This is a genomic window from Pseudomonas sp. TWP3-2 (genome assembly GCF_049897765.1).
Classification (GTDB): domain Bacteria; phylum Pseudomonadota; class Gammaproteobacteria; order Pseudomonadales; family Pseudomonadaceae; genus Aquipseudomonas.
In genome coordinates, this window is record NZ_JAFCWW010000004.1 from 156,839 (window position 1) to 170,410 (window position 13,572).

Here is a 13,572-nt window from a genome sequence, read left to right on the forward strand (position 1 = left end):
GGGTGGATTTCAGGGGCGCCGGTCGATCGAAAATACCGGGCTCTTGCATGAGTAAGTGGCGCGTAGCCACAAGTTCCCGCGTGGATACAAAAAAGCATAGGCGCAAACGGCCGGCAAGGATAACTGTTGGCCGTGATCCATAGCAGGCAAATGTAGGATTTAGCCGCATAAGCTGTGAGAAATATGGATCCAGCCCGTAGTTTTCGGGCAAACTCCGTGTTTTTCAACAGTTCGACAAGGCTAATCCATGTCCTCTCCGTCTTCGGTTGATGAGCAACGGTTTCGTAAACTCCTGAGTCGCAACATCAGCCTGCCGCTGGGCGTTGGCGTACTCAGCGCCGTGTTCTTCGTGTCGCTGATTACCTATTTGCTGTCGGTTATCCAGTGGGTTGAACACACCGACCGGGTGATCAATAACGCCAATGAAGCGGTGAAGCTCACCGTCGATCTGGAAACCGGCATGCGCGGTTTCCTGCTCAGCGGCGACGAGCATTTTCTCGATCCGTACGAAACGGCCAAGCCGCGGATCAATGTCGCGCTCAATACCTTGCTCGAACTGACGGCCGACAACCCGGTGCAGACCGATCGCCTGCGCCGCCTGCAAGCCTTGCAGACCGAATGGGCGACCTATGCGCAATCGATGATCGACCTGCAACGCGCCAGCGGCGACTACCGTGCGGCAGTCAAGGCCGGGCGCGGCAAGCGCCTGACCGACGAGATCCGCCGGCAGTTCGAAGACGTGATCGAGATGGAGCAGCAGTTGCGCACCACGCGTAACGAAGACGTACGCCGCACCACTATCTTGAGCATTACCCTCTATTTGCTGTTTGTTGCCGGCATCAGCGCTTTGCTGGCCTACATCGGCCGTCGCGACCTGGTCAATTTGTCTGAAAGCTACGGTGCAACCCTGGCTGCGCAAAATGCCAGCGCCCGGCGTCTGGAGCAACAAGCCTGGCTGCGCAATGGCCAGACCGAACTGGCCGAGCAGGTCCTGGGGCAACTGACGCTCAATCTGCTGGGGCGCAACATCCTGCAATTCTGCGCGCAATACCTCGGTACAGCCGTGGCGGCCATGTATGTGCGCGAAGAACATGGCGGATTGAAGCGCGTTGCCAGCTATGGTTTCTCCCGCGAGCAGGAAGAACAGGCGCAGGCCATCTATAGCGGGGAAGGCATTGTCGGCCAGGTCGCGCAACAAGCGCGCCTGATCCGTCTGGACTCGGTGCCGTCCGATTACTTCAAAGTCAGCTCCGGTCTTGGCCAAGGCTTGCCGCACAGCGTGCTGGTGGTGCCGACCAGCGATGACGAACGCGTCAACGGCGTGATCGAACTGGGTTTCCTGCGTCCGCTCACTGACCGCGACATCGAACTGCTGGAGTTGATTGCCGGCAACATCGGCACCTCTATTGAAGCGGCGCGTTATCGCCAGCGTCTGCAAGAAGTGCTGGCCGAAACCCAACAACTCAACGAAGAGTTGCAGGTGCAGCAGGAAGAGCTGAAAACCGCCAACGAAGAACTCGAAGAGCAATCGCGGATTCTCAAGGAATCCCAGGCGCATCTGGAAACCCAGCAAGTCGAGCTGGAACAGACCAACGAGCAACTGGCCGAACAGGCACAGATCCTCGCCGACCAGCGCGACGCCATGGATCTGAAAAACACCGAGCTGAATCAGGCCCAAGTGCAACTCGAGGAGCGCGCCGAAGAGTTGCAGCGCTCGAGCAAGTACAAATCCGAATTCCTCGCCAACATGTCGCACGAACTGCGCACGCCGCTGAACAGTTCGCTGATCCTCGCCAAGTTGCTCGCGGAAAACCCGCACGACAACCTCAGCGCCGAACAGGTCAAGTTTGCCGAGTCGATCTACTCCGCCGGCAACGATCTGCTGAATCTGATCAACGATATTCTGGATATTTCCAAAGTCGAGGCCGGCAAGCTTGAAGTGCTGCCGGAAAACACCAGTGTGGCGCGCTTGGCTGAGGGCTTGCGCGGCATGTTCGAACCTTTGGCGGCCGACAAGAAACTCGCGTTCAGCGTCGAGTTGCAACCGGGCGCACCGGGCATGATGTTCACCGACCGCCAGCGCCTGGAGCAGGTGATCAAGAACCTGCTGTCGAACGCGGTGAAATTCACCGAGAAAGGCGCGGTCAGCCTGACCATTGCCGCTCAACCGAACGAGCGCATTGCATTTATCGTGCAGGATTCCGGGATCGGCATCGCGAAGGATCAGCAGGAAAGTATTTTCGAAGCGTTCCGTCAGGCCGATGGCACCACCAATCGCAAGTACGGCGGCACCGGTCTGGGGCTGTCGATCTCGCGGGATCTGGCGAACTTGCTCGGCGGCTCGATCAGCATCAGCAGCACGCCGGGGCAGGGCAGTGTCTTCACCCTGGTATTGCCGCTGCAATACCGCGAACCGGGTGAAACCCCGTTTGCGCCGCTGACGTTCACCCCTTCGATAACCACCGTGCCGGTTGCCGTGCCGGTCGCGCCAATTTCGCCATTGGCGCCGGTGCACATCCCGCGCTTCAACGACGACCGCGGCAACGCGCCGTTCGCCACGCGCTGCATTCTGGTGGTCGAAGACGAACCGAACTTCGCGCACATTCTGTACGACCTCGCGCATGAACTCGGCTACCAGTGTCTGGTCGCGCATGGCGCCGACGAAGGTTACGACCTGGCGCGGGAGTTCGTGCCGGACGCGATCCTGCTCGACATGCGCCTGCCGGATCACTCCGGTCTGACAGTGCTGCAACGCCTGAAAGAACGCGCCGAAACCCGGCACATCCCGGTGCACGTGATTTCGGTCGAGGATCGGGTCGAAGCAGCCATGCACATGGGCGCCATCGGTTACGCAGTCAAACCGACCACCCGCGAAGAGCTCAAAGACGTGTTCGCGCGTCTTGAAGCCAAGCTGACGCAGAAGGTCAAACGCGTGTTGCTGGTCGAAGACGATGACTTGCAGCGCGAAAGCATTGCTCGCCTGATCGGCGATGAAGACATCGAAATCACCGCTGTCGGCCTCGCCCAGGAAGCGCTGGAGCTGCTGCGCACGACGATTTTCGATTGCATGGTCATCGACCTGAAGCTGCCGGACATGCTCGGCAACGAACTGCTCAAGCGCATGGCCACCGAGGATATTTGCTCGTTCCCGCCAGTGATCGTTTACACCGGGCGCAACCTGACTCGTGATGAAGAGGCCGATCTGCGCAAGTACTCGCGCTCGATCATCATCAAAGGCGCACGCTCGCCAGAGCGCCTGCTGGATGAGGTCACACTCTTTCTGCACAAAGTCGAATCGCAGTTGTCCCATGAACGGCAGAAGATGCTCAAGACCGCGCGCAGCCGCGACAAGGTGTTCGAGGGGCGCAAAGTGCTGCTGGTGGACGACGATGTGCGCAACATTTTCGCCCTGACCAGCGCACTCGAAACCAAAGGTGCGGTCGTAGTCATCGGTCGAAATGGCCGGGAAGCGATCGAAAGACTCAATGAGGTCGAGGACATCGATCTGGTGTTGATGGACGTGATGATGCCGGAGATGGACGGTTTTGAAGCCACCATCGAAATCCGTAAGGATCCGCGCTGGCGCAAGCTACCAATCATCGCGGTAACGGCCAAGGCTATGAAGGACGATCAGGAGCGCTGCCTGCAAGCGGGCGCCAATGATTACCTGGCCAAGCCTATCGACCTCGATCGCCTGTTCTCGTTGATTCGCGTGTGGTTGCCAAAAATGGAACGTATTTAGTGGAAAGCAGTAATCCGGCAGAGCGAAATAGCGAAATCGAGTTACGCCTGCTGATCGAGGCGATCTACCTCAAATACAGCTACGATTTTCGCGATTACTCCGGCGCTTCGATCAAGCGCCGGGTCAACCACGCCTTGAGCCAGTTCGAGTGCGCGACCATTTCGGCGTTGCAGGAAAAAGTCCTGCATGACCCGACCGCGTTCATGCAGTTGCTGCAATTACTGACGATTCCGGTCAGTGAGATGTTTCGTGATCCGTCGCACTTTCTGGCAATTCGCCGCGAAGTGGTGCCGCTGCTCAAGACGTATCCATCGATCAAAATCTGGATCGCCGGCTGCAGCACGGGCGAGGAGGTCTATTCGATGGCGATTCTGCTGCGCGAAGAAGGTCTGCTCGACCGCACGATCATTTACGCCACCGACATCAACCCGCGCTCGCTGGACAAGGCCAAGCAGGGGATTTTCTCGATGGAGAACGTGCGCGCCTACACCGCCAATTATCAGCAGGCTGGCGGTCAGCGTTCGTTCGCCGACTACTACACTGCCGCGTATGGATACGCGATTTTCGACAAGACCTTGTGCGAGAACGTGACGTTCGCCGATCACAGCCTGGCGACCGATAGCGTGTTCTCTGAAACTCAGCTGATTTCCTGTCGCAACGTGTTGATTTACTTCAATAAAAAACTACAGGATCGAGCCTTCGGATTGTTCCATGAGTCGCTGTGTCATCGCGGCTTTCTGGTGCTGGGCAGCAAAGAGACTCTGGATTTTTCCAATTACGCCAAACAGTTCGAACCCTTGGTCAAACAAGAACGGATCTACCGCAAATCATGAATATCGCAGCGGATTTGCCTCGGGTCGAGGCCATCGTGATCGGCGCTTCGGCCGGTGGCGTTGAAGCGTTACTGACGTTGTTCGGTTCGCTGCGTGCAGGATTTGTATTGCCGATTATCGTCGTCCTGCATTTGCCGGATGATCGCCGTAGCCATTTGGCCGAAGTGTTTTCCCGGCGCGTGGCGTTACCGGTCATGGAAGCGAGCGATAAACAGGAGATCAAGGCTGGCACTTTGTACTTCGCTACGCCGGGGTATCACCTGTCGGTGGAAGAAGATCGCAGCTTGTCGCTGAGTCTCGAAGAGCGTCTGCACCATTCGCGACCGTCGATTGATTTTCTGTTCGAATCCGCCGCCGATGTCTACGGGCCGACACTGGCCGCTGTGCTGCTGACCGGCGCCAACCATGACGGCGCGCGCGGCCTGGCCAAGGTCAAACGCTATGGTGGGCTGACCATCGTGCAGGATCCGGACGACGCGCAGGTCGACACCATGCCTAAAGCTGCACTGAAGATTCATCAACCGGACCATATTCTTCCCATCCACGGCATCGGCCGTCTGCTTGTCGAGCTGGAACGAATCGCATGCTGAGTAATATTCAAGCAAAACTGCTGATCGTCGACGATCTGCCCGAGAACCTGCTGGCCCTCGAAGCGCTGATCAAACGCGAAGACCGCACCGTCTATAAAGCGCTGTCGGCCGACGAAGCGTTGTCGCTGCTGCTGCAACACGAATTTGCCATGGCCATTCTCGACGTGCAGATGCCCGGCATGAACGGCTTCGAACTGGCCGAGCTGATGCGCGGCACCGAGAAAACCAAGAACATCCCGATCATCTTCGTCAGCGCCGCCGGCCGTGAGCTGAATTACGCGTTCAAGGGCTATGAAAGCGGCGCTGTGGATTTCCTGCACAAGCCGCTGGATATCCACGCGGTGAAGAGCAAGGTCAATGTGTTCGTTGACCTGTATCGCCAAAGCAAGGCGATGAAGGAGCAGGTTGAAGCGCTGGAACAGAGTCGCCGCGAGCAGGAAGTGCTGTTGCAGAAATTGCAGAGCACCCAAGGCGAGCTGGAGCAGGCGGTGCGCATGCGCGATGACTTCATGTCGATCGTCGCCCACGAAGTGCGCACGCCGCTGAACGGCCTTATCCTCGAAACCCAGCTGCGCAAGATGCACCTGGCGCGGGACAACGCTGCGGCGTTCACCCTCGACAAGATGCACGCCATGGTCGATCGCGATGAGCGCCAGATCAAAAGCCTGATCCGCCTGATCGAGGACATGCTCGACGTGTCGCGTATCCGCACCGGCAAGCTGTCGATCCGCCCGAGTCGTTTCGATCTGGCGCAACTGGTGGGCAATCTGCTGGAAAACTTTGCGGCGCAGATTGAAGCGGCCGAGACCGAAGTCAGTTTCTCTGCGCCGGAACCGGTGGAGGGGCATTGGGACGAGTTCCGCATCGAGCAAGTAGTGACCAATCTGCTGACCAACGCCTTGCGCTACGGCGGCCGGAGTCCGGTTCAGGTGCGTGTCTATGCTGTAGATGGCGAGGCGCGGGTCGAGGTTCAGGATCGCGGCATCGGTATCAGCGAAGAGAACCAGAAGCGCATTTTCCAACAGTTCGAACGGGTGTCCGCCAAGACGGTGGTGGCCGGGCTCGGGCTGGGTCTGTTCATTTCCGAGCAGATCATCGCCGCCCATGGCGGCTCAATCGTCGTCGAGAGCAAGATCAACGAGGGCGCCCTGTTTCGCGTTTGTCTGCCGCTCCAGGAAATCGGCTAAACAAACGCAACCTCTGAGTGACCACACGGTCGTATCAGCAGCTATTGACCGAACATAGGCTTCCCATGAGCGTAGATGCACAAGATGTAGTACTCGTCGTCGAGGACGAACCGGTTATCTTGATGGTGCTGACCGATTATCTGTCGGGCCAGGGATATCGCGTGTTGCAGGCCGAAAACGGCGAGCAGGCGTTCGAGATTCTGGCGAGCAAGCCACATCTGGACATGTTGATTACTGATTTCCGTCTGCCCGGTGGCATCTCCGGCGTGCAGATCGCCGAGCCGGCCGTCAAGTTGCGCCCGGATCTCAAGGTGATCTTCATCAGCGGTTACCCGCAGGAAATCCGCGAAACCGGCAGCCCGATCACGCTCAAGGCACCGATCCTGGAAAAGCCGTTCGATCTGGATGTGTTGCAGGAAAAGATTCAGGAATTGTTGGCATAAAAAAGGCCTGCTGATGCAGGCCTTTTTTTGTCTGTCGTTCAGCTTTTGATCATCTCGCGCACTTTGGCGGTCAGCAGATCAAAGGTGAAAGGCTTGGTGATCATCTGCATCCCCGAGTCGAGGAAACCGCCGCGTACCGCCGCGTGTTCGGCATACCCGGTGATGAACAGCACCTTCAGATCCGGCCTGAACTGGCGCGCAATTTCGGCCAGTTGCCGACCATTCATGCCCGGCAGGCCAACGTCGCTGATCAGTAGATCAATACGCTGCGTGGAATCCAGAATCGGCACCGCGCTGTCCGCGTCACTCGCTTCAACAAACGCATAACCCAATTCACTGAGCACCGCGCTGACCAGTACGCGAACGGCCGGATCGTCCTCGACGATCATCACGGTTTCGCCTTCGACTGCATCGGGGGCTTGCTCTGGGTTGGGAGAGGATTGCGGGACAGGCTCGCCACGGAAACGCGGCAGGTAGAGCCTTACGGTCGTGCCCTGACCGATCTCGCTGTCGATCGACACGTGACCGCCGGACTGTTTGCTGAAGCCGTAAATCATCGACAAGCCCAATCCTGTGCCTTGGCCGATGGGCTTGGTGGTGAAAAACGGATCGAAAGCGCGACTGCTGACGCTCGGAGGCATGCCGCAACCGGTGTCAGATACGCTCAAGACCACGTATTCGCCGGCTTTCAAATTGCTATAGGCTGCAGTGAAGCTTTCATCGAGGATCTGGTTGCTGGTCTGCACCACCAGTCTGCCGCCGTCCGGCATCGCGTCGCGGGCATTGATCACCAGATTGAGCAGGGCGCTTTCCAGTTGATTGGGGTCGGCTTCGGCTACCCACAATTGCTCATCCAGATGCAGCTCCATCCGAATGCTCTCGTTGACGCTGCGTTGCAGCAACTCGCTCATCGATTGCACGAGGCTGTTCATATCGACTGGTTTGGGATCAAGCGACTGCCGACGGGAGAAAGCCAACAGCCGATGAGTCAGGCCGGCCGCACGGTTGGCGGAGGTCACGCCCAGATCGATCAGGCTGTCGAGATCATCCAGTCGACCGCGCGCCAGGCGCCGACGCAATAGCTCCAGACTGCCAATGATTCCGGTCAGCATGTTGTTGAAATCGTGCGCGATACCACCGGTAAGCTGACCGACCGCTTCCATTTTCTGCGACTGGCGCAAGGCTTCTTCGTTGTGCCGCAATTGCGCGGTGCGTTCTTCGACCTGTTGTTCAAGTGATTCCAGCGTCGATTGCAGTCGCTGCTCGCTTTCGCTGAGGTCGATCAGGCGGTCCCGCGCATCGTATTGTCGGCGGCGACCGCGCAGGGCGGCTGAAACCAGACTGACCAGGGTCACCGGGTGAAACGGACGCTCAAGGAATGTCACGTTGCCGAGTAACCCGCGCAGTCTTGAGGAGAACCCTTGCTCCTGGCCGCCATGATGGGTCAGCAGAATGATCGGCAGGTCAGACCAGGTAGGCTGGTGCTCCAGATACGCCAGTAACGTTTCGATCTCCAGACCGCTGAGCGCTTCCGCAGCAATCAGCAGCAGCCCCGCACCGGACTCAAGCTCGGCGCACAGCTGGCCCAGATCAGGCGTGATCACACCGCCGTAACCTGCCTCGTTGAGGATCATCAGCGCAACCTGGCTGTCGCGGCCCTGGGGCGCGAGAATCAGCGCGCGTTCGGACGGTGTCACGTTGACCGTCACAATTTGTCTTCCTTGAGCAGCGGTTTGCTGGCGCCCATGTAGGTTGGCACTCCACGCAATACACCCTGAAATGCATCCAGCGGTTCACCGATGGTCATGCCCTGGGTCGAAATCTTGTACTCGCGAATCGTCGATTCGTGGCTGCCGGTGCGCTTTTTGATCACCGATATAGCCCGACGAACCTGGCCGATGGCCTCAAAGTAGCGCAAGAGAATCACGGTATCTGCCAGGTATGTAATATCGACCGGCGCTTGCATGTCGCCAACCAGCCCATGCTGTGCGACCGTCATGAAGGTCGCGGCACCGCGCCGGTTGAGGTACAGGAGCAGTTCGTGCATGTGCAGCACGAGCGAATTCTCTTCCGGCATTGCCGCCTGGTAGCCGTTGATACTGTCGATGACAACGGTCTTGATGTTGTCCTTGTCGACGCAGCGACGGACCCTGTGGGCAAATTCGCCGGGCGATAGTTCGGCGGCGTCAACTTGTTCGATCATCAGGTTGCCGGTATCGCGCAGGGCCTTGAGATCAATGCCGATATTTTTCATGCGTTCGAAGAGCAATCCCAGCTCTTCGTCGAATATGAACAGTGCTGCCTTCTCGCCGCGGGCCACTGCCGCAGCGGCAAAGATCATCGTGATCAACGATTTGCCGGTACCGGCCGGGCCGAGAATCAACGTGCTGGAACTGGTTTCGATGCCACCGCCCAGCAACTTGTCCATTTCAGGTATGCCACTGCTCAGTTGTGAGCGAACAGAATCACTGCGATATTCGGCCGCGACCAGCCGTGGGAACACATGGATGCCATCCTCCATGATGCTGAAATCGTGAAAGCCGCCGCGATACTTCTGGCCGCGATACTTCACGATGCGAACGCGACGGCGCTCGGCACCGTAGGCGGGTGTCAGTTCTTCCAGGCGAATCACGCCATGCGCGACGCTGTGCACGGTCTTGTCGAGGGATTCGGTAGTCAAATCGTCGAGCAACAGGACGGTGGCGTCATAGCGCACGAAATAGTGCTTGATTGCCAGAATCTGCCGGCGATAGCGCAGCGAGCTCTGCGCCAGCAGACGGATCTCCGACAGGCTGTCGAGTACCACACGCGTCGGTTTGAAGCGTTCGACCACTTCAAAAATCTGCTTGGTCGCTTCGCCCAACTCCAGGTCAGAGGAGTAAAGCAAGCTTTGCTGGTGTTCGGCGTTGAGCAAGCTTTCCGGCGGCGTCAGTTCGAAAATCTCAATGTTTTCGTCCAGTTCCCAGCCGTGCGAGAGCGCGCCTTGACGCAGCTCCCGCTCGGTTTCCGAAAGCGTGATGTACAACGAGCGTTCGCCGGCCCGCGAGCCCGCCAACAGATACTGCAAGGCGACCGTGGTTTTGCCGGTACCGGGCTCACCTTCCAGCAAAAACACATGACCGCGTGAAAGGCCACCGGCAAGAATGTCGTCCAGACCTTCGATGCCGGTAGCGGCTTTTGCACTGATCAACTCGTAAGATTTAGACAAAAAATGTCCTCTAGTGACTAAGGAGAGCGAAGCGGATGGCGCATTTTGCCAATCCTGCCTGCCTGAACACTTGACCCCTGGCCTAGATGACGGTTCCGAAGTTTCTTTGTCCAGATGAAGAAATGCTGTCGAAAATGTTCAAAGCCCTTGTTGCAAGGAAGGATCATCCGGATTCATTTGTTCAAGCTGAGCCAGCAAAATTTGCACGTTCTGCAATTGGCCGCTTTCTTTCCAGTAATTGATCAGCAGGACCCGCGCCTTCCGGTCGGCGGGATGGCGCTGGACGATTTCCTGCAACTGGTTCTGCGCCGCTTCCAGTTCATCGGCGTCATGCAAGGTGGTCGCGAGGTCGTAGCGGTAGTCTTTATTGTCGGGTTCCAGCTCGACAGCCTTGGACAGACCGAGCAGGGCATATTCACGCTGGTCGTGGTGCAGCAACCACAGGCCAAGTGCGTGTTGCAGATAGGCGGAATTCGGTTGGTTTTTCAGTTGTCTGGCGAGCAATTGCCGAGCGGCATCGCTTTGACCCTGACGGTCGAGTACATCGATCTGCATGACCAGCGCCGGCAGGTTGCCAGGCTCCAGACGCAGCGTTTGCTCAAGCGCCTCCTGCGCCGCTTTGAGTTCGGCGTTGTGCAGGTGCAGTCGCGCCAGTTGCGCGGAATTGGCGGCACTTTCCGGTTGGGCTTTAAGCACTTGTTCCCAGCTGTCGATGGCCTGTTGCAGCGGGCCGAAATACAAACCGAGGTCATCCGGCGATAAACCGAGCAGGGCGTTGATTGCAGCGAAACGCACGCTTTGCTCCTGGTCGTCGAGCATCGGCCCCAGCAGCAAGCTACGCGGCCCGCCCGGAACCAGCCCGACCACGCTCTTTATGGCTGCGAGCCGCACTTCGACGGCTTCATTCTGCAGATCGGCATCTGCCAGCTTCAAAGCTTGCGGACTCGGGTAATTCGGCAGTTCAGCGTGCAACCAGACGCGGCGTTTTACTGAAATATCCGGTCGCGCCAATTGCTGATACAGCACGCGCGCCGCGCCCGGTTGACCGGTGCGGGCAGCGGCCAACGCTTCGCTATAGCCGTGTTTGATCGACGCGGGCATCACCGGTGCGGTGCTGCGCAAGGACAACCAGGCAACAATGATGACAAGCACAAGGCCAAGGCTGATGAACAGGTAGCGGCGAGACTGGGGCATGCAGTTATCCGAAACATTGATACTGAACCAGAGGGCAAGCTTCGGTCAGCTAGAGCTGTGAGTCAAACACCTGAAACTGTCATTTTGGTTGAAGCGTCCTGCAATCTGCGTCGAAAGGTCTGACGGTACGTGATATGCCGCGCTCGCGCGCCTTGGCTACCGCGCAGACCTGATGGTCTCAAGTTTGCAGCTCGCGCCCGCCGATTTTTACGCTTTCTTTACGGTAGATGTCTCGATCGGTAACGATACTAGCCGCGCTTTTTGGCCGCGCGCCTCGCTGTTGCGAAGGCGCCGGAATTCGTGAATGCGCAAGGATGGCGTGCCCCAACCCTCAGAAAAGTTGAGAGAAGCGTCCCTTGAATGTCACAACGACCGCGGTAAATGAGGACTCCCCATCCAGAACGTCAGCAGCAGGCTTGCTCGTCGCTGCTGTCGGGGTGGTTTACGGGGATATCGGCACCAGCCCCCTTTACACCCTCAAAGAAGTGTTTTCCGGCCACTACGGCGTTCAGGTGAATCACGATGGCGTGCTGGGCATTCTGTCGTTGATATTCTGGTCACTGATCTGGGTCGTCTCGATCAAGTACGTACTGTTCATCCTGCGTGCCGACAATCAGGGTGAAGGCGGCATCATGGCGTTGACCGCATTGGCACGCCGCGCAGCAGCCCCTTATCCGCACATGAGCAAAGTCCTGGTTCTGCTGGGACTGTTCGGGGCGGCGCTGTTCTACGGGGACAGCATGATTACCCCGGCCATTTCCGTGCTTTCGGCGGTGGAGGGATTACAGCTGGCGTTTGACGGAATAGAGCACTGGGTCGTGCCTATTTCAGTGATCGTGCTGGTGGCGCTGTTCCTGATCCAGAAACACGGTACGGCGCGAATCGGAATTCTCTTCGGCCCGATCATGGTGGTGTGGTTTGTGGTGCTGGGCGCACTCGGTATCCACGGCATTTTGCAGCGCCCGGAAGTATTGCAGGCGCTTAATCCCGCTTGGGCAGTGCAGTTTTTCATCGCTCACCCAGGAATGGGCGTGGCAATCCTGGGTGCTGTCGTGCTGGCCTTGACTGGCGCCGAAGCGTTGTATGCCGACATGGGCCACTTCGGCCGCAAACCGATTTCCCGTGCCTGGTTCATCCTGGTGTTGCCGGGGCTGGCGCTGAACTATTTCGGCCAGGGCGCCTTGATTCTGGAAAACCCGGAGGCGGTGCGCAATCCGTTTTACCTGCTCGCACCGAGCTGGGCACTGCTGCCGATGGTTGCACTGTCTACCATGGCGACCATCATCGCTTCTCAAGCAGTCATCTCCGGTGCGTTCTCCCTGACACGCCAGGCCATTCAACTGGGCTACGTGCCGCGCATGTTTATCCAGCACACCTCAAGCCAGGAGCAGGGGCAGATCTACATCGGCACCGTCAACTGGGCGTTGATGGTGGGTGTCGTTCTGCTGGTGATCGGTTTCGAGTCGTCCAGTGCATTGGCGGCCGCTTATGGTGTTGCGGTGACAGGCACCATGTTGATTACCACGCTGTTGTCTTCGGCGGTTGTCCTGCTTCTGTGGAAGACGCCGCGCTGGCTTGCGGTTCCGTTGCTGCTTGGCTTTTTGCTGGTAGACACGCTGTACTTCGCCGCCAATGCGCCGAAGATTTTTCAGGGCGGTGCGTTCCCGGTTATCGCGGGTATTGGCTTGTTTATCTTGATGACCACCTGGAAACGCGGGCGAAAAATCATGGTCGAGCGGCTGGACGAGACCGCACTGCCTCTGCCGCTGTTCATCAGCAGCATCCGCTCACAGCCGCCGCATCGTGTACAGGGTACGGCGGTGTTCCTGACGGCCAGGGCTGACGCTGTGCCGCATGCGCTGTTGCACAACTTGTTGCACAACCAGGTATTGCACGAGCAAGTGGTGCTGCTCACCGTCGTATCCGAAGATCGCCCGCGGGTGACTGCTGATCGGCGGTTTGAGGTTGAAGCTTATGGCGAAGGATTTTTCCGCGTCAGTCTGCACTTTGGCTTTATGGAGGAACCCGACGTACCGATGGCGTTGAGTCTGTGTCATTTGCATGAGCTGGACTTCAGCCCGATGCGCACGACCTATTTCCTCAGTCGCGAGACCGTTATTCCCACCAAGCGCATCGGGATGGCACGCTGGCGAGAAAGCCTGTTCGCGTTCCTCCTGAAGAATGCCAACAGCAACCTGAAGTACTTCAAATTACCGCTTAACAGGGTGATTGAACTGGGTACGCAGGTTGAAATGTAACGCAGGCCAGGCATTCGCCAAGTGTGACAGGAAGATCACGAAAAACAGGCACAAAAAAGCCCCGCGACCGAATGATACGCGGGGCAAAAAATTGGTTGGTTGCGGCCAACCAAAGGA

At 58.0% G+C, this 13,572-nt stretch carries 9 protein-coding genes; 6 read left to right on the forward strand and 3 right to left on the reverse strand.

Annotated features, from left to right (window positions below):
• Positions 1-247: 247 nt before the first annotated feature.
• The 5 genes from ACP7EE_RS08340 to ACP7EE_RS08360 all read left to right on the forward strand — a co-directional run bounded on the left by ACP7EE_RS08340 (position 248) and on the right by ACP7EE_RS08360 (position 6,795).
• Entirely contained in the window at positions 248-3,742 is a 3,495-nt protein-coding gene (locus tag ACP7EE_RS08340; RefSeq protein ID WP_426234182.1) for a response regulator, read from the forward strand.
• Positions 3,742-4,575, forward strand: a complete 834-nt coding sequence (locus ACP7EE_RS08345; RefSeq protein ID WP_420649797.1) for a CheR family methyltransferase — start codon at positions 3,742-3,744, stop codon at positions 4,573-4,575. The genes ACP7EE_RS08340 and ACP7EE_RS08345 overlap by 1 nt, the downstream gene beginning before the upstream one ends.
• Positions 4,572-5,165 (forward strand): chemotaxis protein CheB, encoded by a 594-nt coding sequence (locus ACP7EE_RS08350; RefSeq protein WP_426234183.1) that lies wholly within the window; start codon positions 4,572-4,574, stop codon positions 5,163-5,165. Before ACP7EE_RS08345 ends, ACP7EE_RS08350 begins: the two co-directional genes overlap by 4 nt.
• A complete protein-coding gene (locus tag ACP7EE_RS08355; RefSeq protein WP_420649795.1) occupies positions 5,159-6,352 on the forward strand; it encodes a hybrid sensor histidine kinase/response regulator in 1,194 nt (397 codons plus the stop codon). Before ACP7EE_RS08350 ends, ACP7EE_RS08355 begins: the two co-directional genes overlap by 7 nt.
• A 65-nt stretch (positions 6,353-6,417) precedes the next feature.
• Positions 6,418-6,795 (forward strand): response regulator, encoded by a 378-nt coding sequence (locus ACP7EE_RS08360; RefSeq protein ID WP_102356158.1) that lies wholly within the window; start codon positions 6,418-6,420, stop codon positions 6,793-6,795.
• Between the two features lie 38 nt (positions 6,796-6,833).
• Here the strand turns inward: ACP7EE_RS08360 and ACP7EE_RS08365 are convergent, their stop codons facing one another.
• From ACP7EE_RS08365 to ACP7EE_RS08375, 3 genes are all read right to left on the reverse strand, one after another.
• A complete protein-coding gene (locus ACP7EE_RS08365) occupies positions 6,834-8,504 on the reverse strand; it encodes an ATP-binding protein (RefSeq protein ID WP_426234184.1) in 1,671 nt (556 codons plus the stop codon).
• On the reverse strand, positions 8,501-10,003 hold the full coding sequence (locus tag ACP7EE_RS08370; RefSeq protein WP_426234185.1) for an ATPase domain-containing protein: 1,503 nt from the start codon (positions 10,001-10,003) through the stop codon (positions 8,501-8,503). The genes ACP7EE_RS08365 and ACP7EE_RS08370 overlap by 4 nt, the downstream gene beginning before the upstream one ends.
• A gap of 138 nt (positions 10,004-10,141) precedes the next feature.
• Complete coding sequence (locus ACP7EE_RS08375) at positions 10,142-11,197, reverse strand: tetratricopeptide repeat protein (RefSeq protein ID WP_426234186.1); 1,056 nt, start codon at positions 11,195-11,197, stop codon at positions 10,142-10,144.
• A 356-nt stretch (positions 11,198-11,553) separates the two neighbouring features.
• Here ACP7EE_RS08375 and ACP7EE_RS08380 point away from each other — a divergent pair, with 356 nt between their 5' ends.
• On the forward strand, positions 11,554-13,455 hold the full coding sequence (locus ACP7EE_RS08380; protein ID WP_426200808.1) for a potassium transporter Kup: 1,902 nt from the start codon (positions 11,554-11,556) through the stop codon (positions 13,453-13,455).
• The last annotated feature ends 117 nt before the right edge of the window (positions 13,456-13,572 follow it).

Bases quoted from the DNA above. Each gene is read 5' to 3' on its own strand.
- ACP7EE_RS08340 (WP_426234182.1), top strand. From the start codon at position 248: ATGTCCTCTCCGTCTTCGGTTGATGAGCAACGGTTTCGTAAACTCCTG.
- ACP7EE_RS08350 (WP_426234183.1), top strand. From the start codon at position 4,572: ATGAATATCGCAGCGGATTTGCCTCGGGTCGAGGCCATCGTGATCGGC.
- ACP7EE_RS08355 (WP_420649795.1), top strand. From the start codon at position 5,159: ATGCTGAGTAATATTCAAGCAAAACTGCTGATCGTCGACGATCTGCCC.
- ACP7EE_RS08360 (WP_102356158.1), top strand. From the start codon at position 6,418: ATGAGCGTAGATGCACAAGATGTAGTACTCGTCGTCGAGGACGAACCG.
- ACP7EE_RS08375 (WP_426234186.1), bottom strand. From the start codon at position 11,197: ATGCCCCAGTCTCGCCGCTACCTGTTCATCAGCCTTGGCCTTGTGCTT.